The organism is Paenibacillus lacisediminis (assembly GCF_046567315.2).
On the sequence record NZ_JBKIAX020000017.1, the window covers coordinates 38,351 to 62,554 of the forward strand.

Consider the following 24,204-nt stretch of genomic DNA (forward strand, 5'->3'; position numbering starts at 1 on the left):
AGGCGGTTCAGGTGAGATTTTCAGCTTGATATAAGAACGTGTGTTTGGTATAATAAAGTCAATCGAACACATGTTCTTAAATTATTGATGCGGGGGCGAGCAAACATGAAGGTCAATGCGGGAACGGAACTTCAATCATTCAGCAACCGTTTTAACAGCGAGCAGGCCTGCGTGGAGGCGCTGATCGCGATGAAGTGGCCGAACGGCTTCGTCTGCCCGCGCTGCACTCACACCCGGTGCAGTCGTTTGACCTCCCGGCATATCCCCTTGTTCGAGTGCGGAAAGTGCAAACATCAGACGTCGGCTTTGGTCGGCACGATTTTTGAACGGACGCATCTGCCCCTGCTCAAGTGGTTCGAGGCCCTGGATTTGTTCCTGTTTGAGGGCGGCATCTCGGCGATTCGGCTGAGCCAGGTGATCCGAGTCACTTACAAAACCGCCTGGTTGATGCTGCACAAAATACGCCATGCCGTCGGGGAGTTCGATGCCCGGGAACTGCTCTGTGGAGATGTGAAGGTGAACAGCGATCTGTACGGGCGCGATCCGTCCCGGTGTCAGTTTTCGCATCCGTATGCCACGGCGGTCGTAGCGGGATGCACGGTCACGGAGTCGGGCGAGCCGGAGCAGGTCAAAATCCGCCTGGTGCCGTATAAGAGAGGAGACGGAAAAAGAGCAAACCGTCACGAACTCGCTGCGTTCATCAACAGGCAAGTGGATGTCCGTACATCGTCTGTACAGTCGTTCCCTCTAGCCTTTCGTCTGTATGCGCCTTTGCGGAAAGTGGTGAGAGAGGCGTGGGAATCGTTGAAGAGTACATATATAGCCTTGGGACTAAAGCATCTGCAGGCGTACCTGAACGAGTACACCGGACGCCGCCGGCTGCACCTGCCCGGAGCGAAAGAAACGATGCGGCAGAAATTGCTGCACATGTGTGTGGCGATTCCGGCGATCCCTTACCGCCGGCTGATCGCGCGCCAACCGAACCAGCCCCTTGCGGCTGCGGCCTGATCGAAACGCCGGAACGGTGGGGGGAGTTTGATGCAGATCAACTTGATGGGCAGGGGTTAGCTTAATGCGGATCGACTTGATTGGTGTGGGTTAGCATGAACGGTGCGGGCGTTGCTGCAAACGGAAGGGTTTAAGCTACAGCAAAATCACGGTCTTTTCGTTTCCCTCACGTCTTGTCCTTGATCTCCTGTCTCGATCTCTTGTCCGGTCTGTTTCACCTCCCCTAAACCTGATTCCTTCTCCAAAGCCCGGCTAAATTATCTCGAACCTACCTGCTTCTCCACCAAATATTTTCTTCTCCCGAGCTTGGCTGTTTCTCAGCTACCCTGATCAAACGGGATAATCGTGCAAAGCGTCCGGACAGTGAGTGTTGATCTGCCGCCCCCCCAAGAAAAGAATACTTTTAATTCGTTTGGCAGTTAATTTAGATCGGGCTGATGGTCTACAACAATGAACGGACCTCCTTTTGTCTGACAGTAGAAGCTCGTCACTCTCGCTTTACTAACGAAACGGTATTTTCCTATTTTTCCATTTTGTAGTTGATTCCATTGGCGCGTTCTTCGAACCTGACGCAACAAAACAACCGCACGCAGCTGCTCTCAGCCTACGCGCGGTTGTTGAGGAGGAATTACAAGTTTATTAGATATGTGTTAAAAAGCCGCCTTTTTGACCTACAAGATGATGGCGATGAGTCCGCCGGAGCCCTCGTTGATAATCCGGCCCAGCGTTTCCTGCAGCTTGTAACGGGCGTTGTCCGGCATCATGGCGATTTTGCCCTGAATGCCTTCGCGTACGATCGAGTGCAGGGAACGGCCGAAAATGTCCGACTCCCAAATTTTGATCGGGTCGTTTTCAAAGTCCTGCATCAGATAGCGGACCAGTTCCTCACTTTGCTTTTCGGTACCGATAATCGGTGCGAATTCCGATTCGACATCGACGCGGATCATGTGAATCGACGGAGCCGTCGCTTTCAGTCTGACCCCGAATCTGGAGCCTTGACGGATCAATTCCGGCTCGTCGAGCATCATTTCGGCCAGCGATGGAGCGGCTATGCCGTAACCGGTCGTTTTGACCATTTCCAGCGCCTCGGCAAACCGATCGTATTCCCGCTTGGCATGCGTAAATTCCTGCATCAGCTGCAGCAGATGGTCTTTGCCGCGGATTTCCACGCCGACCACTTCCACCAAGATGCGGTCGTACAGATCATCCGGGGCGTACAGATCGATTTCCGCAACGCCCTGGCCCATGTTGAGCCCGCTGAGGCCGGCCCGGTCGATGAAATCGTATTCCATGAAGTTCCCGACGACCCGGTCGACATCCCGCAGGCGGCGGATGTCCTTAACCGTATCGCGGACGGAATTTTCATAATTGCTGCGCAGCCAGTGGTTTTCGTTCAGCACCATGACCCAGCTGGGCAGGTTGACGTTGACTTCGTGAACCGGGAACTCGTACAGAACTTCGCGAAGTACGCCGGTCACGTCTTCTTCCGTCATCGTAGCGGCGCTGAGCGCGATGACGGGGATATCGTATTTGGCCGCCAGCTCACCGCGCAGCTGCTGGGCTTCTTCGCTGTTCGGGCGCGTCGAGTTGATGACGAGCACAAAAGGTTTGCCTACCTCTTTCAATTCGGCGACGACCCGTTCCTCCGATTCGACGTAGGAATACCGCGGAATGTCGGCGATCGTCCCGTCCGTCGTAACGACAACTCCCAGTGTGGAGTGTTCCTGAATCACCTTGCGGGTTCCGATTTCCGCCGCTTCCTGGAACGGAATCGGATCTTCGAACCATGGCGTGGAGATCATCCTCGGTCCGTTTTCATCCTCGTAGCCTTTTGCGCCTTCCACGGCGTATCCGACGCAATCAACGAGCCTTACGTTAACCTCCAGACCTTCCGCCACCTTGATCTGAACCGCGTTGTTCGGCACGAATTTCGGTTCGGTCGTCATGATCGTTTTGCCGGCGGCGCTTTGCGGAAGTTCATCCACGGCGCGAACCCGGTCCGCTTCATTTGCGATGTTCGGAAGCACGACGGTTTCCATAAAACGTTTGATAAACGTCGACTTTCCGGTGCGGACGGCTCCAACGACGCCCAGATAAATATCGCCTCCGGTTCGTTCGGCAATGTCCTTAAAAATGTCCACTTTCTCCAATACCAATGATATCCCCTCCTCAAATTTCGCCGAAGGAAAAATGCTCCCCGAGCATCCGCTTCGTTGATTTACCATTATTTTCGGGCTTCACTGTTACGGCAGGAGCGGCAGCTCCTCTTGCCCATGTCCGCCGCCGTAAACTAAGCTTGGATCGAAGCTGAACGAAGCGGCGTAAACTCGTACCTGCATTTGGACTAGTAACAGCATATGTACCAGATGCGGAAATATGACGGCAATCACCGTCCAAGCCTACTTTTTTAATCATCCGATTCGCGCCGAACAAGACGGGCACTTATCCGCCATGCTCCATTTGTATGATTCTATTGAAAAAAGTATGACTATATAAGTTGAATAGCAAAAAGGCCGTCCGGAAAATTTTCCGAACGGCCGTGCAACCCAGCGATGCACCTGGCTGGCTGTTACTCACTCTGAGTCTACTACCGGGACCGGCGCCCCAGCGATAAACCGATAGGGCAGCGATTTGACTGGCACAAAATACGCATTGTCCGTTAGTCTCGTTCTTAAGTCCTCTTCTCGCTCTGGAGCCGCCTGGGTCTTGTCGATGATTTGCATAATATCAAAGGCATAGTCCACATATACGGTTCCTTGGGAATCCATAATGTAGGGCAACGTTTCGCCGGAGTATACGCTGACCGGTTCATCGCCCTCTGCCCCGATGAGCGAAAGATCGACCGTGTACAACCCCGGATACGTCTCCCCCGCCTCCGCTCCCGGGAGCTTGCCGCTGTAGGAGGAACGATAGGCGTTTACGCTCCTCTGCACGTCGTTGACCTTTTGCATGGTGGGGAGATCCATCACTTTTACGGCAGGGTCCACCTCTTCATTGATGACGAGAAAATAGACGTTGCCCCCCTTTTCAAAGGCGGCCGACGGGATTTCATCGAGATACCCCATCCGCTTAAGGCGGTCCAGGTCGATCCGGTATTTCTCATATCGCGGCGTCTCCGGCCCGGCGGTGATGATCGGCAGGATCCCTTCCTGCTCCTGGAATCGGTCCAGCGCCCGCTGAATGCGGTCCACGCTATCCATATAGGAGACCGGCCCGGCATGCTGCTCTCCGCGATACATGCATCCGGAAAGCAGCGATATGAAGACGAGCAGCAGCAAGCCCAAAGCGATTTGCCGCGCCATGGCGTCAACGAATCTACGAATCTTCCGATTTCCCTGCATTCTTTAATTCCATCCTTTTCATACTTTCTTAAGGTGTAATTACCACAAACTGTCCTCGTCCGTCTGCTGCATCAACTGTTTACGTACGGCCGCCTTTAACGGGTCCTCTGGGAGATGGATTTCAGCATTTCCGATCACTTTGGCCTGACAGGCGAGCCGGATGCCTTCCTCCGCCAGCGGGCCCAACTTGCGCGCTTCCGCCGGAGTGAGCGGGGATAACGCGCCCGCGCAGCCCTTTTCCACCCGGACCTTGCACATCAGGCAAGCGGCTTGGCCGCCGCAGCGGGTTGCGATGTGGAGTCTGGCCTTCTGAGCTGCCCTCAGCACGCTCGTTCCCGGACGTACCTTTACCTTTTTGCCCTGAGGCCAAAACTGGACTTGAACCTCCACCGCCGCGCCTCCTTAAGCTTGTCCGCCGCCGTATTCTCCCCATGGTCCGGACAACAGCGGGCGATCCAGCACCTCGGCCATTTTTCCGACGATACCGGCCGTCCATTGATTTCTCCCCAGCAGTTCACTGAGCAGTGGCAGATGCCGGTCAGCCTCGCCGCGGATGACTTCCGCAATCGCCAAATACCGGTCCGGCCGCTCGCGCAGCACGTTAAAAACAAACTCATGAGCCAGCGGCATCAAGCGAAGTTCCGCCCCATCCAAACGGACAAGGGGAGCATTCTCCTCCAGAATCCCCGCAATTTCAGTCCGGTAAAATGCGCTGGCCGTTTTCACCTCAAATCCGCCCACCAGTTCAACTGTCACGCCGTCTAGGCGGTAATGGCTAAGCAGCGATGCGTATGAGCCGGTCCGGTCTTGCCGCGGGACATCGGTAGCAAACTCGCGCAATCGTTCATGCACAAGCCGCGCGTCCGCTTCATCGGCATACACGTCAATATCCCGGGGCTGTGTATCGAGCCTGACACCCTGGAGCCACAAGCCGCAGCTGCCTCCGAGCAGCCACTTGGCTTCAGCCCCCTCGCACAGCCCGGCCATTTGCCCGATAGCCGCGGTTAATCCCGGAAAAACATGGCTCCGATCTCCATTCATGTTAACTCCCTCTTCTCTTTCCTGCCTGATTTTTACGTTGTTTCCTAACGGAATTTATGTGATGGAAACGAGCCCGGTGAGGAAGCCCGCCAGCATGATGACAAAAGCCAGCAGCGAGAGGATTCCCTTGACGATGCCTTTCGTTTTCGCCCGTGCAAACGTAATCAAAAACACGGATAATCCCATAATCAAAACGGCAGCGATCGATAGCCACATTTTCGTCATTGCATCCATCAGTTTGATTCTCCCATTTCGTTTGGATTGATATGATCCATATTATAGCATCTTGCGACTTTATAGGCTACGCGCCGGCGGGATATGAAAAAGAAAACGCCCTGCAGCTTTCACGCCGCAGAGCCAATGTTTGGGGATGGCCCCAAACAACTATTTTTTCATCATCATTTTCATCATGGCTTCCATATTGGACGGATTCATCCCGGATTTTTTCACGGCGCTGACGATTTCCGACACGGTGCTTTCCGAAACGGGGATTTTCGCCATCGCGGACACCTGCTTGATCAATTTCCGCAGCTCCGCTTCGTTTTGCATCGTCGACGGTTTAACGGTGCTGGCCAGTTTTCTCACCGAACCCTCGGTAATTTTTTTGCCGGTTTTTTTGTTGATGGTATCCAGCGCTTCTTTGGATATTTTGCTCATGCATTCGCCTCCTCCGCTGTCCTCTTCACCAATGTATGAGGACACCTTCGGAAAGGTGAAGCTGTCTACGCAAAACGGGCTCTAGGAGTGCCATTGCTCCCAGGTTTCCAGCGACATGACCTCCATTTCGGTCTTCCGGTCACGTCCCATGAGCGCTTCCACCGCTGTCCGCGGGTCCAGCCCTTCGAACAAAACATGATGCAGTTGCGCGGCTATCGGCATCTGCACCTGGTATTTGAGCGAAATGGCATGGGCGGCTTTCGTTGTCCTGATCCCTTCCACCACCATGCCCATCGAGCTCAACACTTCCGGGAGCGGCTTGCCCTGCCCAAGCATATATCCGGCCCGCCAATTGCGGCTGTGCCGGCTAGTCGCCGTAACGACCAGATCGCCAATGCCGGCCAGCCCAGCGAACGTTAGCGGATTGGCGCCCATTTCCACGCCGATCCGGGTGATTTCCGCAAGCCCGCGGGTTAGCAGCGCCGCTTTGGCGTTGTCTCCATAGCCGAGCCCGTCGGACATCCCGGCCCCAAGCGCGATGATGTTCTTCAGCGCCCCGGCCAGCTCGACCCCGACCAGATCGCGGTTCGTATAGACGCGGAAGTATGAATTCATGAACAAGTCCTGGGCCAAATCGGCTTGTTCCTCCACCAGCGAAGCGACCACAACCGTGGTCGGGCTGCGCTTGACGACTTCCTCCGCATGGCTTGGTCCGGACAACACGACGATCCGGCCCTCCTCGCAGCCAAGCTCCTCCGCGATGACCGTCGACATACGCTTGAGGCTTTCGATTTCAAAGCCTTTGGTGGCATGGACCACCAGCATGTCCTCGCGCCAATACGGTTTTAGCGAACGGGCCACCTCACGCACGGCCGAGGAAGGGGCGACCATGACCACCGCCTTGGCGCCGCTGACGGCGGCTTCCAAATCGGTCGTGGCCTTCAGGTTGCCCGGCAACGCCACTCCCGGCAAAAAGCGTTCATTGCGGTGCAGAGCATCGATCTCTTCCTTTTGCGCTTCGTTTCGCGTCCATAGGGACACTTCCATATTTTTGTCGGCGAGCACGCTGGCTAGTGCCGTCCCCCAACTGCCCGCCACCAGCACGGCAGCTTTCTCAGACAACTCGTTTTCCTCCTTTGGAGCCCAGCTTGTTTTCTTTCCCTTGAACGATTTTTACGATATTCGTGCGATGTCTCCAGAAGGCGAACACGCCAATAATCAGACTCGTCCAAAAATAGGGACCGAATTCGCCGGAAACCGCAAGAAAAATCGGCGTCAAAAACACGAAGATCAAGGAACCCAAGGATACGTAACGGGTAAACACAATCGAGAGAATAGCGATGATGCCGGCATATAAGGCCGGAAAGAAAAAGAGCGTAGCCATAACGCCGATCGTGGTGGCGATCCCTTTTCCCCCGCGAAAGCGAAAATAAAGCGGCCAATTGTGGCCGATGATCGCCGCAATGCCGCATAGCGCCGCCGTCCACTCATCGCCGCCTCCCAGCCAGCGTCCAATCCATACGGCGGCGATCCCTTTCAATACGTCCAGCGCAAGCACCAAAATGGCCGGACCTTTGCCGAGCACGCGCAGGGTATTGGTCGCTCCGGCGTTGCCGCTGCCGTGCTGGCGGATGTCGATCCCTTTCAAGAGCTTCGACAGGACTACGCTGAAGCTGACCGAGCCCAGCAAATAACAAACAATTACTGCTATGATGGGTAAAATCACCTTATTCTCCCCTAACCTTCATCAGACTTGCGCCGCGTAAACAGCCGGATCGGCGTACCTTCAAAATCGAACGCCGCCCGGATTTTGTTCTCCAGATACCGTTCGTAGGAGAAATGCATCAGCTCCGGATCGTTCACAAACACCACGACCGTCGGCGGCTTCACGGCTACCTGGGTCACGTAATTGATACGCAAACGGCGGCCTTTGTCCGTTGGCGGCGGATTGATCGCAATGGCATCGGAAACGACGTCGTTCAGCAAATGCGTTTGCACCCGTTTGGTATGCTGATCGGCGACATGCTGTACGACCGGCAGCAGCTTGTGCAGGCGCTGCTTCGTTTTGGCCGACAGGAAAACGACCGGCGCATAAGTCATGAACAGGAAATGGTCGCGGATTTTTTGCTCGAACTGGTGCATCGTTTTATCGTCCTTCTCAACCACATCCCATTTGTTGACGACGAAGATGGACGCTTTGCCGGCCTCGTAGGCGTAACCGGCGATATGCTTATCCTGCTCGATGATGCCTTCCTCGCCGTTGATCAGCACCAGCACCACGTCCGCGCGCTCGATCGCTTTCATCGCCCGCATCACGCTGTATTTTTCGGTCGTCTCATAAACCTTGCCGCGCTTGCGCATCCCGGCCGTGTCAATGAGGACGTAACGCTGACCATCCTTCTCGAAGGGGGTATCGATCGCATCGCGCGTCGTACCGGCAATATCGCTGACAATCACCCGTTCTTCTCCCAAAATGGCATTCACCAGTGAAGATTTTCCCACGTTAGGCCGGCCGATCAGGGCTACGCGAATGACATCGTCGTCGTATTCTTCCTCCGCCTCTTCCGGAAGATTGTCCGTAATCGCGTCGAGCAAATCGCCGATGCCTGTTCCGTGGCTGCCGGAGACGCCGATCGGTTCACCGAAGCCCAAATTGTAAAACTCGTAGATGTTGTCCATCCGCCCGATATTGTCCACCTTGTTGACGGCCACGATGATCGGTTTGCCGGAGCGGTACAGTAAGGTCGCCACCTCTTCGTCCGAAGAGGTAACCCCCGCTTTACCATCGCACATAAAGACGATAACGTCCGCTTCTTCAATAGCGAGCTCCGCCTGCATCCGAATCGACTTCAAAATCGGTTCTTCGTCATCCAGCTCAATACCGCCCGTATCGATGATGCTGAAGGGTTTGCCGTTCCATTCCGAAACCCCGTATATCCGGTCGCGCGTAATTCCCGGCTTGTCTTCTACAATGGCGAGGCGGTCGCCGATAATACGGTTGAAAATCGTAGATTTCCCCACGTTCGGCCTCCCGACGATAGCCACTACGGGTCTTGCCATAGACATTCCTCCTAGGTTCGTAAGCGTTTCATCCTATATGATTAAAATCACCTTGTTTCGTCCCAATACACGTATTTCATCATAGCAAAAAAAACATAAAATAGCTAACATTGGCGCCCTTAGGCGGTTCCGAGCGGCCGCAAACAAAATCGGCGAACCCGCTTCTTCAGGGTCCGCCGATGATCGAGCCTGCTACATAGAGCTTATTTCAATTTGCTCAGTTTGTCGCCAAAGCGCTCTCCGAGCGTAATGCTAAGACCTTGGTTGTTCAGCGAAACATTCGGGTTATCGCCCAAATCTTCTTTTCTCACGCCGCTGCCCTTGGACGGTTTGTCGCTTCTCGGAGCTGGAGCCGGAGCTTCTTCGGTTTCCTTGATGCTGAGGCTAACCCGTTTTTCGGCCGGATTGACATCAAGCACTTTGACTTGTACCGTTTGGCCTTCCTTCAACACTTCATGCGGGGTACCGATATGTTTATGCGAGATTTGAGAGATATGAACGAGTCCTTCCACGCCCGGCGCGATTTCCACAAATGCGCCGAAATTGACGAGGCGTTTCACTTCGCCGCTTACGATATCGCCAGTGTGGAACTTCTCGGCTGCCGAATCCCAAGGACCTGGAAGAGCGGCTTTGATGCTGAGGCTGATTTTGCCTTTTTCCGGATCGACTTTCAGCACTTTCACTTTGACCTTTTCGCCTTCGCTCAGAGCGTCAGCCGGTTTATCGACGTGGCTCCAGGCGATTTCGGACACGTGAACCAGGCCGTCTACGCCACCTACATCAACAAACGCGCCGAATTGCGTCAAACGCTGAACCGTTCCTTCCAGCACTTGCCCTTCATGCAGTTCGCTCATAACCTTTTGTTTGTTGGCTTCGAATTCCTCGTCGAGCACGTCTTTTTGCGAAAGGATGACCTTGTTGTTCTCGTTGTCCAGTTCCTTCACCTTTACGCGCAGCGTACGGCCTTTGTAATCGCTGAAGTCTTCCACGAAGTGGCGCTCCACCATCGATGCCGGAATGAACCCGCGAACCCCTACGTCGGCCACAATACCGCCTTTTACGACGTCGGCCACCGTAACTTCGAATGTCTCCTGGCTTGCGAATTTCTTCTCCAGCTCTTCCCAGGCGTTTTCGCTGTCGATCGCGCGTTTGGAAAGAACGAGGCGTTCTTTCTCGTCGTCGATGCTCACGACTTTGGTTTCGACTTCCTGGCCGACTTGAACGGCGTCTGCCGCATTGTCCAAGTGAACGGAGGACAATTCGCGGATAGGAATAACACCGTCATATTTATATCCAATGCTTACGTAAGCTTGGTTATCCTCGATTTTGACGATCGTCCCTTTGACGGTGTCCCCCTTTTTCAAGGAAACGATTTGTTCCATTTCATCCTGGTTTGCCACTTCCGCAGCTTCCTGAACATTTTTTGTTTCTTCCGACATGTCAATAACCTCCTCAATTCAAAAACCCATTTATTTAAACCCGCATGAAGCGAAGTTCAAAACATTTCTAAAATATAGCTTCCCAAAAGTCCCCCGCCTTCATGCATAACACCGGCAAGGGTGACCACCTCACAGTTTTTTGAGCGCTGTGATCGCGGACATGATTTTCTCCGTGGCTTTTTCAGCCGCATCCGGGACATCCTTCTCCTTAAATTCGGACAGATCGACGGGCGGACCATACACCACCTTCAAGCGATGAAACAGTTTATAATTGCCTACGATAGCTACCGGAATCACGGCCGCATCGCTGCGAAGGGCGAACGTTGCCGCGCCTTTCTTGCCGATTCCGCCGCCTTCCCCGTTTTTAACCCGGCGGCCTTCGGGGAAGATCCCCATCACATGCCCCGAACGCAGCAGCGTTAACGCTGTCTTGATCGATTCCTTGCTCACGCCTCCCCTTTTGACGGGAAAAGCGCCAAGCTGTGTGATCAGCCAACCGAAGCCAAAGATTTGAAACAATTCCTGTTTGGCCATAAAATGCACTTTGCGTTTCACCATGATGCCGATGGTCGGCGGATCCAGCAACGTAAGATGATTGGAGCAAAGAAGAACGCCGCCCTCTTGCGGAATATGCTCCACCCCGGTGACTTCAAAGCGAAACAGCAGCTTGTATATTGCGCGAAGTACAGCGCGACAGAAGCGGTAAATCATCTTGTTCCTCTCTCACTTCCATAATTTCTGCACAAGGAAACGATCCGGTCCGCGACATCTTCCAAACTCATCTCGGTCGTATCCAGATATGTCGCGTCGGGCGCTTGCCGCAGAGGGGATACCTCCCGTTCCTGATCCAGACGGTCGCGTTCCGCGATGGAACTAACCAGCTCTTCAAACGAAACCCGGTCCTGCTCTTTCATTTCCTTGTATCTCCGGCGCGCCCGTTCCTCAACGCTGGCCGTCATGTAGATCTTGACTTCCGCGTCGGGCAGTACGGTGGTGCCGATATCGCGCCCGTCCATGACGACGCCTTTGCGCAAAGCCATTTGCCGCTGCAGCGAGACAAGCCTGGTTCGCAGCCCCTCGATTTGCGCATATCGGGACACCTTCGCATTTACCGCCATAGAACGGATTTCTTCCGTCACGTCCTGGCCGTCCACGGTCACCTGCTGCCCCTGCTCGCCGGGCAACAATTCAATTACCAGATCGGGGACGATTTGCAGCACTTTGTCCACCTCATCCGGCCCAATGCCCTGCTGCAGAAAATACCATGTCGCCGCCCGGTACATTGCGCCGGTATCGACGTATACATAGGACAATCTGCCGGCAACCATACGGGCTATCGTGCTTTTTCCTGCCCCAGCAGGACCGTCGATCGCGATGTTGATCTTAGCCTGTGATGTTGACGCCTCGCTTGCCAAAGGGGCATTCCTCCTCAAAAACTGATCCTCAAGAAAAAAGCAGGCATTGCCTGCGACGTGAAAATTATACCACAGATAGCAAAGGGATGCAAAAGAAACAACAGGCTTAACCGCCCAATTTATCCTGCCAGCTTTTCATCACGAAGTAGGTCACGAAGCGGATTCGACGTCGAATCTTGAATTCAGCCGGGCCTTCCGTTGCTCACGTAGGTTATTCCTACGCTCCGCTACTCAGTCCCTAGCTTCATCCAACCTTCTCGGTGCTGAAAACCTGGCTTATCATCACTCGCCTCTATAGAGCGGAGTTCCTTCGAATTGATCAGCCGAAGCGAGGAAGGGCCTGAGCTCCGGAATCCGCAGCAGCCCCTGGAACAGGCAAAGCGCCGCAAGCAGCGCGATCACCGCCTTCTTCAGCGTTTTTTCGACCTTCCCGGAGAACTCTAAAAACAGCGTTGTGTATGCTTCGTCATCGGTTGTTTTCCGCATCTTCATTTCCTCCTTGCAGCATCTCATGATAAGCCATCCAAAGATAGCTTTTCCAAATCCGGAAAGGAGAAAACCCGCCGGCCTAACGATTTTTAAAATCGAACTGGCGCTCAAAGCAGTAGCGGATCAGCTTTTGCCGCTCCATATCGGAGATGCTGACGAATTTGATCATGACCATCGTTTTTCCGGTTTCCAGCTTTTTCGTGCGTACCACTTCGGCCTCAAAAGGAACGTGATCGATCGACCCGTTCTTGAACGAAAGCAGCAGCCAACAAAACAACTGGTCGCCTTGAACGAGTTTGTATGTACCATCGCAAACAAAGGAAACACCGCCGCCGCTGACATCTTCGGTATAAGTAACGAAGCGGACATTGTTTTTCGTTTTGACGGCGATTTCCAGCGCGGCGACAACCCGCAAAAAATTGCGGCGCTGAATTTTGGTGATCGTCTCCGGTTCCGGTTTGCGGATGCGCACCAGCTGTACGACCTCGTCGGCAAAGCCCAGCACGTATGTATTAAAATAATGTTTAACTCCTTCATCGGTCAAAAAATAAATGGAAAGCTCGTCCCCGATGTAAAGCTTCTTGATGCGCCCGCTTCCGCTCTCGATCGGAACCTCGATCAGAAACGATTCTTCTTCCACGTCCGCGATCCGTGATTTACATTCTTTATCCGTATCATGTTTGTCTGTCGAGGCGACCTGAATGTATACGAGATCGTTCACTTTAGGAAACAAGTTTTCCCACCGTCCTATTTCAGTTGTTTACTTCCCCCTGATTATATCACGCCTGGACGGGATTGTAGCGGAAATCTTCCGAAATCTGAAGCGAATAACAATAAAACGCGAGCACGGGAAGGTTAAATTCCCTCCACATACTCGCGTACTCAAGCTTTACGACCGAGCGGCCCCTTTTTTCGTTCTGACTTCTTCCACGGTCTCCTCATTGCCGTTATCCGCATTGATGTAAATCCGGTAATTCGAACCGTTAATAGCTCCACCGAACTCGTAAGTAAGCACTTTTTCCGCTTGATCGTTTTCGATCAACGCCAGCCGGTGATAAGTTTCCTTATACTCCGGATTCAAATATTTGCGGGCTTGCTGCAGCGTTAATTTCGGCGGTTTGATCGCAGTTTTGTTCTCGTGCTCGTACACATAGTCGCTGGCTTGAAGCCCCGTTACCTGGCCGTTGTCGAGCGCGACGCGGAGCGTGACTTTCTCGGGGTAAATCAGCACGTCCCCATCTTTGCTTACATACGTGAAGTTCCCCTCGTTGCCATATTCGTCATAGGAAACCGGTGTTAAACCGGAATAACCTTTGCTTTCTAAAAATTCATCGGCGCGGGCTCTGGCCGTTTTCGCGTCCACCGACTTCTGGCCGACGGTCCGGTTGTGGGTGTAGGAAATCAAATGCCCGCCGTTTTTCGTAAAATCAAGCGACCAGGCTTCCCCATTCCCTCCCTGAACGTTAGCCGTATATGAAGCCCATTCCGTACCGCGGCCGTTTTCCAGCACCTGTACAGCCGACGGATCCTTCATCCCGATGAAATCAGCGGCCTTGCGCTGGATATCTTTAATCGTAACCGGCCCCCCGCCAAGCTTTTTGACCGACCGTTTGTTGTACATACTGGAAATGGACGGCCCCCAATCAAGCTCGGGGTATTCGCCGACTCTTTTGTCCACCGTTTTAAAGCCGTCGATAATCGTGTTGTCGCGAGGTTCCTTCTCGCTGGCCAACGCCGTCTCCACGTCCATCCAACGCAAGCGTTTGGAGATGACTTTGTTCTGAACGCCTTGCAGATCCTGGGAAATTTTCGCCGAGCTTTTATACAGTTCCTTGAGGTTTTTCATCTCGTTTTCGGTCAAAGGCTGCTTGGTTAAATCGCGGACAGCCGTTTGATAGGAAAATTTCGAAATCCGGGACAAAAACTCCTCCGTTTTGTTAAAGGGCAAAAGCGTAAGCGGAAGCTGGTTGATTTCGTTTTGCGCCTCGCTCGTAATACGCCATACATTTACCAGGCCTTTACGATGCGATCCGGTGGACGCCGAATGGACCGCTAGCGTATTGCCCAGTTCGGTATGCAGCTTGTCCACATGATAGGACAGATCGTGAAATGCTCGCTGATACTGGTTTTCCGCTTTGATCAAGATCGAATTCTTCTCCTGGTTTTCCTGGTAACCCCATACTAAGGCGCCGATTAATAAAATCGCCGTAACCGGAAATAATATCGCACTCAGACGTTTATACATTGGGCTAGTGCTCTCTCCCTTCTTTAACTGGTTGAAATTAGTTTGACAAGAAGGAAGGAACTTTATGCATGCTAAAGAGGAGCTGAAAACCTGACTTTTTGAACACATGTTAAAAGGGCGCTTCTTCTTCAATTTCGAAATCGTGCCGATTATTGCACAAGCATTGCTTGAATCCGGTTTCGATATGGCCCCGTTCTTTTTTGCCGCGCAGCACAAAACGCTCCCCGCATGATTTGCATGTGATTTTCACCTTAACGCGCACGAAAAAAGGCACCCCTTTCCAGTTCTTAAAAGCCGCAAATCCGCAGCTATTCCTGGAAATAGGATACCCTATTCTTCCTGTAATTAATCTTGTCCCTTGGCCCCCGTCGTCAACCGAAACGGCGAGCGGCTGTTCGCCTGGGTCATCTTCCCCAGTCCGCCATACCATAAAAAGGCCATCAGCGGAACGATATACCAAAGCCAAAATTGAGTCGTATTGTTAATAACCCAATCGTACACCCCGTGGTAAAAAATCGGCAACAACAGGGAAAAAAGCAAAAACTTCCGGCTGGCAAATCCCTCCGAGAATTTGGCCCGGCCCAAATAGTAACCCATCATAACGCCGAACATCGCATGCCCGGAAACCGGGAGCAGCGCCCGAACCAATAAAGCTCCAATTGAAGCATGGCTGGCAAAGGCGTAAATGACATTTTCGACCGTGGCAAAGCCGAGCGAGATCGCCGCCGCATACAAAATGCCGTCATAGGGTTCGTCAAATTCCGTATGATTGTAGATCATATGAAACAGGACAAACCACTTAAACGTTTCCTCGACGCCGGCCGAGATCCCGAATGCGGATACCCATGGATTGTCGCCAAGCCACATCGTCAAGCCACGCTGAATAATCATGACCGGCAAAACGATCAAAAAGCCAAGCAAAAATACTTTGATGACCATATGCAGCGGTTCCGAATCATACTTGTCCTTAAGATAAAAATAAGTAAGCAAGGCCAGACCGGGAGCTACCGCTGCAGTTGCTATCGAGAAAAAGAGCAACGGTTATCCCCCCTTGTCTGCCGTTCGCTGTTCCTTATCCCTCTCATGACGAATCCGAACTGTTTTACTCCTGGCACGCCGATTAATCCTGACGTTTGAAATGGCTGCAAATGACTTCGATCGCGTTTTCGGCCATCACCAAGTTTCCATATTCCTCAAGCATCGCCGTAGTAACCGACGTCGCTTCGCCAAACTCAGCCAACACCGCGATTAAAGCCGGATGTTTGCCTTCATCCAACTCGTCAGGCTCCAGCTGAAGAACCCATTTCCCGTTATATTTATACAGTCTGCCAGCATTTTGGAGCATAGGCTGCAAAACGTGAGCTGCTTCGATCAAGTTTTCGAAATCGTCAAACGAATACAGAATCGTATCGCTTTGTTCCAGCGTTACTTCCATTTCATAAACTTCTTCCGGCAGTTCATCCTCATAGGGCGATCCGATCCCGTGATGATGGTGATCGTATTTACCGCGCGTTACGATGACGACCATCCCTTGAGCGGGGAGGGCGAATACTTCCACTGCGAGAGGGCCCGTGGCGTCAAAGCCTACTTCGTTATAAGCCTGATCCATCATTTCGGTGAACAGGTCATGGACCTTCGGAATTTCCTGCCACATGTCCTCTTTCTGAATTCCGCGTTCGCTCAAGTCGTCAAACGTGAGGAAAATCCGTATCTTATCCTGGCCAAGTCTTTCTATCTTCATACAGGATCCTCCTCTCTTTATACCGTGTAATAACAGATTATGAAACCTGCTGTAATGTGTGCTGGAAATGGTTCTTTGATATGTATGTTATCATTTATTCACCTTAAATGCACGCAATAAAATAGACAAAAAAGAATCATTTTCCGCCGAACTTCACCGCAGCGGAAAATGATTCCGTCCTTTTGGGGATTATAGTCCCGGAATGGCCATATTCGTCTCCTTTAGGATTGCTTCCACTTCCCGGCGCACACCCGCGTCGCTTTTAATAAAATCGGTGATTTGCTTCAAATTGTATTCCTTCGAATGTTTCGCATCGGACGCAGAAACCGAACTGGGATACACCTGGGCGTTTCCTGCCCCGATTGGATGTTCTCCGGTTACCTTCGAAGCATGCCCCGAATGATGCGATTCGGAACCTTCCGAACCATGACGTCCTTGGCTGCCTCCCAGGAAATCGGATTTCAAACCCGCAAACTTCAGGGCCGTCCCCGCTCCGTTCATAATGGACATCATTCCGCCTTTGCGCCGCGAAGCCCAAACCGCCGCGACGGCCCCGACCAACACTCCGCCTAAAAATGAGGAAGATCTCACCATAAATACCTCCTTAGATATGTTAAAATCATTTGTAGTGTTCGCGGTTTACAACAAACTCATGCGGCATAAATACAGGAAAGCGAGATGACCCGTTTGTTCTACAAAAAAATCCTGCTGGTCGCTGCAGCTTGCGTTTTGCTCAGCTCTTGCGGCCAGCCCGATTCATCCACCGGCCAGTCCGATACGAGCGCTCGGGGCGAAGGAAATGCGGCAAATGCCGCCGTGTCCGCGCCGGAGTCTCAAGAAACCGCCGGGTCGCCGGAAGGAAACGGAATCCAGACGGCGCCGGAGGCGCCGCAGGACGGTATTTCCGGCTCCGGATCGGAGGAAGCCGCCGTCGAAGCGGAGAAGCCGGAGCGGCTGTATCACATCAACAAAGCTTACAATGTCGTACCCAACGAGGAAGGCACCGATAAAAAAGTGGTTCTGCTGACATTTGATGACGGTCCGAAAGAACAGGAAATGATCGAGGGTTTAATCGACACGCTGGATAAGCACGGCGCCAAAGCGATCTTTTTCGTCAATGGCTACCGGGTCAAAGCGCATCCCGAACTTCTGCAGCTCATTCACGATCGCGGTCAAATCGTCGGCAACCACAGTTGGGACCACATCGACCTCAAAAAAGAGAAAGAAGCAAACATGCGCCAGCAAATTGAGGACGTGCAAGCCATCGTGAAGGAGACGATCGGTGAGACTCCGAGATTTTTCCGCCCTCCGTTCGGTTCCGGAAACGACGTTACGCATCAAATCGCCGATGATAACGGCTTGATCTACATGACATGGTCCAACGGGTCTTTGGATTGGGACAGTAAAAACAAAAACAAGCCGGACGCCGTCATTCAAAATGTGCTGGAGCAGCTGCATGCCGGAAGCAACATCCTGATGCATGAACTGCCCTGGACCGTGGAGGCGCTGGACGAGTTGTTAACGAAACTGGAAGACAAAGGCTACGGGTTCGTGGATCCCGCAAGCATCGGGCCCGATCCGGCGGCGGATTAGAAGATAGGTCTGGCGTCGGATCAGACGGCGGATCAGGCGTCGAATCAGCGACGCCGGGCGACAGAATGTGAAGTAACTCAGAACTCGGACGAAAAAGATGACAAAAGCCGCCCGTTTGGGCGGCTTTCATCAGTGCTAACGGACATCAGAAACCCTAACTAGCCTTAAACAGAGGTTCCCATTTTGTAACGGACTCAGAAGCTCTTATTACGCTCAAATCTGCTCGAATGGCCTTCATTTAAGCTGAATAAGGCCTTCAGGGTCCGTTAGAGCGGGAAATACCCGGGAAATGGGCAAATAACGTCAACTGTGTCCGTTAGAGATTCACTTGACGTGACCAAATGCAAAAGTACATTTGATTTCCCCGCAAATTACAGACAAGCCGCTCGCCGCCTCATAAGCCGTTGCTTTGGCCCCAAGGCGAATCACTGATTCCCCACCACAATAAAAAAACTAAAATGATGACAAACATGTATAATAGCGAGTTAAAGAACCATCTTGTCCATTTTAGCCTTTGCGATGGAAACACTTCCCTGCGGGCGGGCAGCTCCATCACGTCCTGCTCTTTCCCGATCAAAGAGGGTGTCGCCCTTGCTGGCGGAACCGCCGTCTTCAACGGCGGCCGTTCGAATGAAACCTCCGCGGCTGTGGTGTTCTGGGCCCGCGCACCGCGATTTTTCCGGCTTTTTTCGGTTTTCTCCTCGCGATGAACCCGGGTCCGGCGATTTTCTAGTGTTGTTTTCGATCTGCCGCGACTGTAACGCTCCAATCGGCTCAAACGTTCGCTCATGTCTCCCTCCGAAATTTAATCACTAATCCCGATACAAAATCGATCAGAAAATGGCATACAATCGGTGCCCATAATGTACCGGTTTGCATGTATATAAATCCTAACCCGTAGCTGCTGGCAAATACCCAGCCGGTCGGAATCCAGTGCCGCAGGTAGCGGACGTGGATCGCGGCGAACAAAATGCTCGTCCAATAGACGCCGATGCCATGCTGTATCGCTCCGCGAAACAGCAGTTCTTCACAGATGGCGACCATCGCCGAAATGACGGCAATATGCCAAATCGGGCGTCCCCGGAACAACTTGGCGTTGATCCCCCCGTCGTCCATGCTCTCCTCCGAAATAAACCGGGAGAGCAGAAAATCTGCGCCGAACATCACCCCGGCCAGGCCCAGGCTCCAATAGAGGAATTCGGCATGCTCGGGCAAGGCCAGCAAAGATAGCGGATTTCTTTTTTGAAAAAAAATGATGATTAAGCCGATAAATAAAGTAAGCCCTTGCGTCAAATACAAATTGATCAAAAGCAACCGATCGTCCAGCTGCCCGGGATCGACTTTCTGGATCTTCACCTTGCCGAATTTGAATTTTTTCATAGTTTTTGTCAATCCCTGTCCTTTATTATTATTCTAGCCTATTCAAAACCATTTGTAAGGAGGAATTCATAATGAATAGCAAAAAAAATACCCGTAAGGAAGCTCTCTTTATCATGGGCTTTCTGTTCACGCTGATCGTCGCAATCGGCACGTTTCTATGGGGCTTTCAGACGGGCATGGACAAAATCGAAGCAAAATACGCGTACCTGAAGGTCGTACCGCCAGGGCAGGAAACGTCCGTCTCCTATCAGCAGCAGGATTTGGTCTCTTTTTATTACGTTGTTTTTCAGCCGTATCAGCAGTTTAAGGAAGCCTATCTTTCCCGCCTGGAGCTATTGGAACAGGACGCATCGTCATCCGAATCAAGCGATTATCTGAAGGAGATCCGTGAAATTGCCGACCGTGGGTATGAGCAGATTGCAGCCCAATACATAACCGATTCTTCTCCTTTGCTGAAGGAGGCGCAAACCGACTATTTGAAAAGCTTGAAGCTGTTCAACCAAAGCGCCGGAGCGGTAAAACACAAAAAAGGAGCCGAGCTCGCGGCTGCGCTGAAACAAAACGAGTTCACCGTTGAAGCGGTAAACTTCGGGCTTGAGGCGCAAAACAACTTTTATTCAGCGATTCTCAAATGGACGGCGAAGACGAACAGCCAAATTCCGGCCACGTTCGCTTATAAAGCAAACATCCCGGCCCAGGAATGGTCCAAATATCCTTTAGCCGTCAAAAACAAAGCGGTGGCCGATATGATGCTGAGCGAAAAGAGGTATGAAGCCTACCTTCCCCAAGACATGACCGCAAAAATTGACCAGATGATCAAAAGCGGCCGAGCTGAGGCTTTAAATCTTAAAACTGTGTCTTCTATTGTGAAAATTGTCACAGAAACCGAAGCCGTCAAAGGGGATGAATTTTCCCGCTTCAAATCGTCGTATTATGCGTCCGAGCTGCTGCCCGAGCTCCCTATTTTCACGGAATACTGACAGGAAAATCGGCTATTCCCGGGGGATAACAGACGATTTTCGACATTAGTAAAATCATAACCAAAAAAGCATCCGGGTTCAAGTTTGGCAAAAGCCCCCGGAATGCGGCGCGGGCTTTTGCCATCATTTATCCGGGAAGTAGTTGACACCTTGCGGCGGGGCGTGTTACATTATGAAAAATTACATTTGACGAAAGGCTTTGAAGGAAGGAAGTTGTCGGAAAGCTCCCAGAGAGCCGGTGGTGCTGCGAACCGGTAGCGAAACGATGAACTTTAGCGATCCTGAGTCACTGCGTTGAACTTTCAGTAGGCGCAGTCGGTGAACTCCGTTATCAGTCTGTCAGCGATGACAAATGAGGCTGCTTCTGCGAAGGAACAGCGAATTAGGGTGGTACCACGAACAACTCTCGTCCCTTACTACGGAAGTAGTGTGCGGATCGGGAGTTTTTTTAATGCCCGCGTGCCTTTAACTTAGCCCGGCATGAACCTCTTTGGGACCGCAACCCATTATCTTCATCCTTTTCTGCAGTAACGGAAAAAAGCGCTAATGTATCACCGTAAGCTTATGCTTCCGAAGAGAGTTTTGTACGACGAACTTTCAGGGAAGCCTTGCTATACAAAACTTAAGCTTATGCTTCCGAAGAGAGTTTTGTACGACGAACTTTCAGGGAAGCCTTGCTATACAAAACTTTTAGGAGGCCAAAACATGTTTAAAGTTTTAGTATCGGATCCGATCAGCGACATGGGGATTCAGCAACTGGTTGATGCAGACGACATCGTGGTCGAGAAGAAAACGGGACTTAGCGAGGACGAGCTTGTACAGATCATCGCCGGGTATGATGGATTGCTGGTACGCAGCCAAACGAAAGTCACCGAAAAAATCATGGCCGCCGCAGCCCGCTTGAAGGTGATCGGCCGCGCCGGGGTTGGGGTCGACAATATCGATCTGGAGGCGGCCACCAAACGCGGCATCATCGTCATTAACGCGCCGGACGGCAACACGATCACAACCTGCGAACACGCCTTCGCCATGATGATGGCGCTCGCCCGCCACATTCCGCAGGCCTACGCCAAAACGATCTCGGGCCAGTGGGATCGCAAGTTCCTCGGCGTTGAGCTGCGCAACAAAACGCTCGGTGTGCTTGGCATGGGCCGGATCGGCAGCGAAGTCGCCAAACGCGCCAAAGCATTCGGCATGGAGATTTTGGGCTACGATCCGTTCCTGACGGAAGATCGCGCCGAGAAGCTTGGGGTCAAGCTGGCCACGGTTGACGACATCGTCAGAAATGCCGATTTCATTACGGTGCACACTCCGCTTACGCCGGAAACGAAGCACATGATCGCCCGTCCGCAATTTGAAGTGATGAAAAAAGGCATGCGGATTATCAACTGCGCCCGCGGCGGCATCGTCGACGAGCAGGCGCTCGTTGAAGCGATTGATCAAGGGATTGTGGCCGGGGCCGCCTTTGACGTCTTCGAAAAAGAACCGCCGGAAGCGGATCATCCTTTCCTGCACCATCCGAAAATCATCGTCACGCCTCACCTCGGCGCTTCCACCGTGGAGGCTCAGGAAAACGTCGCGATCGACGTGTCGGAGCAGGTGCTGCACATTTTGCGCAGCGAGCCGTTTAAGAACGCCGTCAACATGCCGCCGGTCGCGCCTAGTGTCATGAACAAGCTGCAGCCTTATTTCGAGCTTGGCGAAAAAATCGGTGTATTCCTGTCCCAGCTTAACAACCAGGCGGTCAAAGAAATTCACGTCGATTACGCCGGCGACCTGGCCGAGGGGGATACGCAGCCGCTTACGCGCTACATCATCAAAGGCGTGTTGTCCCGCCATTTCGGCAGCGACGTAAACATCGTCAACTCCATGCATCTGGCGAAGGTCCGCGACATCAACGTGGTTGTTTCTCAAGCTTCGGCGACGAAAGGCTTCACCAACCTGATCAGCGCAACCCTGAAAACGCAGGACGGCGCGGAACGCCGGATCGCCGGCACGCTGCTTAACGGTTACGGAGCCCGCATCGTGCAAATCGACAAGTTCCCGGTGGACGTTGCTCCGGAAGGACATCTGATCTTCATTTCGCACAATGACAAACCGGGGATTATCGGCAACGTCGGCACCCTGCTCGGCCAAAACGGCGTCAACATCGCCTCCATGCAGGTTGGCCGCAAGCTGGTCGGCGGGGAAGCGATCATGGTATTGACGGTAGACAAGGCCGTGACGAAAGAAGTGCTTGACGATCTGACGAAGCTGCCCGAGCTGAATAAAGCGCTGCAAATCATTTTTGAATAATGTTCCACGGTGAACAAGATTTATCTGCGGCATTCAACAAAAAAACATCCTTCGCACGCGAAGGATGTTTTTCTTTTTACGATTATTGTCCCGTTTCGACAGGGAGCGCGATATGAAAGGCGGTGCCTTTGCCGACGCCGCTTTCGGCGCGGATCGAGCCGTGATGGGCGTCAATGATGTTTTTGACGATGGAAAGGCCGAGACCCGTCCCTCCGTTTTCGCCTCGTACGCGGGCTTTGTCCGCCTTGTAAAAGCGCTCGAAAATAAACGGCAGATCGTCGCTTGGAATCCCTACACCGCTGTCATGAATCGAAACGTGCAGCTCTTTGCCGGACTCGCCATCCCGAGTAGCTGCCAAAATGCCGATCGTCCCCCCTTCCGGCGTATGCCGGAAGGCGTTGTCCAGCAGGTTGGTGAGTACCTGCTCCATCCGGTCCTCGTCCGCTTCCAGGTGAAGCGGGCCTTCGCTTAGCTCAAGCTTCAGATTGATGCCATTCTCTTTGGCCCGGACCATAAACTTGCGGTACACCCGCTCGGCAAGCTCGCCAAAATCGATCGGCCGCTTCTTCATATCGGTATGGCCCGCTTCCATTCGGGCAAGGTCGAGCAGCTCGTGGACAAGCCGGCCCATTCGCAGCGATTCCTCATGGATTACCCGCGCCAATTCCGCGCTTTCCTCAGGGGAGGCCGCCATCCCGTCAAGCAGCGCTTCACTGTACCCTTGCATCATGGACAGCGGCGTGCGAATTTCGTGCGAGACGTTGGCCACAAAATCCCGGCGCATTTTCTCCAGGCGCACCTCTTCGGTGACGTCGCGCAGGACGGCGACCGCGCCGCGGATTTCCCCGTCCGACGACAAGGGGGCCATATGGACCGACCACACGCCCTTCAAGACATGAACGTTCATGCGCTGGTCGCCTTCCTGGTCAAGCACCCGGCGAAACATCGGCAGCAGCGGCTGCGGCGCCAACCTTCCTCCGGCTTCTCTTCCACCTATTTCGAAGTCGGCATCTTCTTCATCCAAATCTCCCCACTCGCTGAGAATTTGATCTCCCGGCGGGTTCGTCAATATCACGGAGCCTTCCCGATCCAGCGTAATCACCGCATCATTCATGCTGCGCAGCACGCTGGACAAATGCTCCTTCTCATGCTTCAGGCTGCGGATCGTATTTTCCAGTTCTTCCGCCATATGGTTAAATGTATTTGCCAATTCGCCGATTTCATCGCTCGTTCTCAGCGAAAGGCGCGTATCGTATTTACCTTTGCGCACCGAATCGGTAGCCTGAATCAGCTTCTGCATCGGCTGCGTGATTTTTGTGAACAGAAACAACGCAAAAAACGTCGTAAGCGAGAACCCGATCATCGCGACGATGACAAACAGTCTCTTCACGGCTCCGGAATTAGTGAAATTCGTATCGATGTAGGGCAGCAGAAACAGGCCCATCAGCATCAACACACATGCAACGAGGCAGGTTATCGTAATCCAAAGCTTACCGACCAGCGTTCTCCAGAAGTTCACC

Annotated in this window: 26 protein-coding genes and 1 other annotated feature; of the genes, 5 read left to right on the forward strand and 21 right to left on the reverse strand. The window is 52.8% G+C overall.

All coding sequences use genetic code 11. The annotated features are described in order from the left end of the window. Positions 1-105 precede the first annotated feature (105 nt). On the forward strand, positions 106-1,008 hold the full coding sequence (locus tag ACLD72_RS25360; RefSeq protein WP_458476212.1) for a transposase: 903 nt from the start codon (positions 106-108) through the stop codon (positions 1,006-1,008). Between the two features lie 671 nt (positions 1,009-1,679). Here ACLD72_RS25360 and spoIVA read toward each other — a convergent pair. The 15 genes from spoIVA to ypeB form a co-directional block, all read right to left on the reverse strand. Next, positions 1,680-3,158 (reverse strand): stage IV sporulation protein A, encoded by a 1,479-nt coding sequence (gene spoIVA, locus ACLD72_RS25365; RefSeq protein ID WP_128635578.1) that lies wholly within the window; start codon positions 3,156-3,158, stop codon positions 1,680-1,682. A 423-nt stretch (positions 3,159-3,581) separates the two neighbouring features. After that, a complete protein-coding gene (locus ACLD72_RS25370) occupies positions 3,582-4,310 on the reverse strand; it encodes a hypothetical protein (protein WP_458476213.1) in 729 nt (242 codons plus the stop codon). A 78-nt stretch (positions 4,311-4,388) separates the two neighbouring features. Beyond that, positions 4,389-4,739, reverse strand: coding sequence for a 2Fe-2S iron-sulfur cluster-binding protein (locus ACLD72_RS25375; protein WP_411001357.1), 351 nt, complete (start codon positions 4,737-4,739; stop codon positions 4,389-4,391). Between the two features lie 12 nt (positions 4,740-4,751). Further along, positions 4,752-5,390: a hypothetical protein gene (locus ACLD72_RS25380; protein ID WP_411001356.1), complete on the reverse strand. Its 639-nt coding sequence runs from the start codon at positions 5,388-5,390 to the stop codon at positions 4,752-4,754. A 54-nt stretch (positions 5,391-5,444) separates the two neighbouring features. Next, entirely contained in the window at positions 5,445-5,624 is a 180-nt protein-coding gene (locus ACLD72_RS25385) for a DUF2768 family protein (protein WP_036621912.1), read from the reverse strand. 150 nt (positions 5,625-5,774) lie between these two features. Further along, positions 5,775-6,047 (reverse strand): stage VI sporulation protein F, encoded by a 273-nt coding sequence (locus ACLD72_RS25390; RefSeq protein ID WP_251586440.1) that lies wholly within the window; start codon positions 6,045-6,047, stop codon positions 5,775-5,777. 81 nt (positions 6,048-6,128) lie between these two features. Continuing rightward, a complete protein-coding gene (locus ACLD72_RS25395; protein ID WP_411001354.1) occupies positions 6,129-7,169 on the reverse strand; it encodes an NAD(P)H-dependent glycerol-3-phosphate dehydrogenase in 1,041 nt (346 codons plus the stop codon). Further along, on the reverse strand, positions 7,162-7,773 hold the full coding sequence (plsY, locus tag ACLD72_RS25400) for a glycerol-3-phosphate 1-O-acyltransferase PlsY (RefSeq protein ID WP_411001352.1): 612 nt from the start codon (positions 7,771-7,773) through the stop codon (positions 7,162-7,164). Before plsY ends, ACLD72_RS25395 begins: the two co-directional genes overlap by 8 nt. A gap of 11 nt (positions 7,774-7,784) precedes the next feature. Next, positions 7,785-9,107, reverse strand: a complete 1,323-nt coding sequence (gene der / locus ACLD72_RS25405) for a ribosome biogenesis GTPase Der (RefSeq protein ID WP_251586446.1) — start codon at positions 9,105-9,107, stop codon at positions 7,785-7,787. Positions 9,108-9,310: 203 nt separating this feature from the next. Then, positions 9,311-10,546 carry a 30S ribosomal protein S1 gene (gene rpsA / locus ACLD72_RS25410; RefSeq protein WP_411001350.1) on the reverse strand — a complete coding sequence of 412 codons (1,236 nt, stop codon included), beginning with the start codon at positions 10,544-10,546 and terminating at the stop codon, positions 9,311-9,313. A gap of 129 nt (positions 10,547-10,675) precedes the next feature. Continuing rightward, entirely contained in the window at positions 10,676-11,257 is a 582-nt protein-coding gene (locus tag ACLD72_RS25415) for a lysophospholipid acyltransferase family protein (RefSeq protein WP_411001348.1), read from the reverse strand. Further along, positions 11,254-11,961, reverse strand: a complete 708-nt coding sequence (gene cmk, locus ACLD72_RS25420) for a (d)CMP kinase (RefSeq protein WP_411001346.1) — start codon at positions 11,959-11,961, stop codon at positions 11,254-11,256. The genes ACLD72_RS25415 and cmk overlap by 4 nt, the downstream gene beginning before the upstream one ends. 282 nt (positions 11,962-12,243) lie before the next feature. Beyond that, positions 12,244-12,447: a hypothetical protein gene (locus ACLD72_RS25425; RefSeq protein ID WP_411001344.1), complete on the reverse strand. Its 204-nt coding sequence runs from the start codon at positions 12,445-12,447 to the stop codon at positions 12,244-12,246. An 82-nt stretch (positions 12,448-12,529) separates the two neighbouring features. Then, a complete protein-coding gene (locus ACLD72_RS25430; protein ID WP_411001342.1) occupies positions 12,530-13,183 on the reverse strand; it encodes a flagellar brake protein in 654 nt (217 codons plus the stop codon). 156 nt (positions 13,184-13,339) lie between these two features. After that, the gene (gene ypeB, locus ACLD72_RS25435; protein WP_411001341.1) at positions 13,340-14,695 is read right to left on the reverse strand and encodes a germination protein YpeB; all 1,356 of its coding nucleotides are present in this window, start codon (positions 14,693-14,695) and stop codon (positions 13,340-13,342) included. Between the two features lie 106 nt (positions 14,696-14,801). On the opposite strand from ypeB, the gene ACLD72_RS25440 reads away from it, so the two are divergent. Beyond that, a complete protein-coding gene (locus ACLD72_RS25440; RefSeq protein WP_458476224.1) occupies positions 14,802-14,927 on the forward strand; it encodes a hypothetical protein in 126 nt (41 codons plus the stop codon). Between the two features lie 113 nt (positions 14,928-15,040). Here ACLD72_RS25440 and prsW read toward each other — a convergent pair whose 3' ends face one another. The 3 genes from prsW to ACLD72_RS25455 all read right to left on the reverse strand — a co-directional run bounded on the left by prsW (position 15,041) and on the right by ACLD72_RS25455 (position 17,030). After that, positions 15,041-15,733 (reverse strand): glutamic-type intramembrane protease PrsW, encoded by a 693-nt coding sequence (gene prsW / locus ACLD72_RS25445; protein ID WP_411001339.1) that lies wholly within the window; start codon positions 15,731-15,733, stop codon positions 15,041-15,043. 82 nt (positions 15,734-15,815) lie between these two features. Continuing rightward, positions 15,816-16,436 carry a genetic competence negative regulator gene (locus ACLD72_RS25450; RefSeq protein ID WP_251586462.1) on the reverse strand — a complete coding sequence of 207 codons (621 nt, stop codon included), beginning with the start codon at positions 16,434-16,436 and terminating at the stop codon, positions 15,816-15,818. Positions 16,437-16,625: 189 nt separating this feature from the next. Continuing rightward, positions 16,626-17,030, reverse strand: a complete 405-nt coding sequence (locus tag ACLD72_RS25455; protein ID WP_411001337.1) for a hypothetical protein — start codon at positions 17,028-17,030, stop codon at positions 16,626-16,628. Positions 17,031-17,123: 93 nt separating this feature from the next. On the opposite strand from ACLD72_RS25455, the gene ACLD72_RS25460 reads away from it, so the two are divergent. Further along, positions 17,124-18,029, forward strand: a complete 906-nt coding sequence (locus tag ACLD72_RS25460; RefSeq protein ID WP_458476221.1) for a polysaccharide deacetylase family protein — start codon at positions 17,124-17,126, stop codon at positions 18,027-18,029. A 394-nt stretch (positions 18,030-18,423) separates the two neighbouring features. On the opposite strand, the gene ACLD72_RS25465 is transcribed toward ACLD72_RS25460, so the two are convergent. Next, a complete protein-coding gene (locus ACLD72_RS25465) occupies positions 18,424-18,819 on the reverse strand; it encodes a hypothetical protein (protein WP_411001333.1) in 396 nt (131 codons plus the stop codon). Beyond that, positions 18,816-19,409 carry a CPBP family intramembrane glutamic endopeptidase gene (locus tag ACLD72_RS25470; protein ID WP_251586470.1) on the reverse strand — a complete coding sequence of 198 codons (594 nt, stop codon included), beginning with the start codon at positions 19,407-19,409 and terminating at the stop codon, positions 18,816-18,818. Before ACLD72_RS25470 ends, ACLD72_RS25465 begins: the two co-directional genes overlap by 4 nt. A gap of 71 nt (positions 19,410-19,480) precedes the next feature. Here ACLD72_RS25470 and ACLD72_RS25475 point away from each other — a divergent pair, with 71 nt between their 5' ends. Beyond that, positions 19,481-20,389 (forward strand): hypothetical protein, encoded by a 909-nt coding sequence (locus tag ACLD72_RS25475; RefSeq protein WP_411001331.1) that lies wholly within the window; start codon positions 19,481-19,483, stop codon positions 20,387-20,389. A 190-nt stretch (positions 20,390-20,579) separates the two neighbouring features. Next, positions 20,580-20,806 (forward strand) — a binding site (T-box leader). A 288-nt stretch (positions 20,807-21,094) separates the two neighbouring features. Then, on the forward strand, positions 21,095-22,684 hold the full coding sequence (gene serA, locus ACLD72_RS25480) for a phosphoglycerate dehydrogenase (RefSeq protein WP_411001401.1): 1,590 nt from the start codon (positions 21,095-21,097) through the stop codon (positions 22,682-22,684). 82 nt (positions 22,685-22,766) lie between these two features. Here the strand turns inward: serA and ACLD72_RS25485 are convergent, their stop codons facing one another. Further along, entirely contained in the window at positions 22,767-24,203 is a 1,437-nt protein-coding gene (locus ACLD72_RS25485; protein ID WP_411001329.1) for an ATP-binding protein, read from the reverse strand. Position 24,204 lies beyond the last annotated feature (1 nt).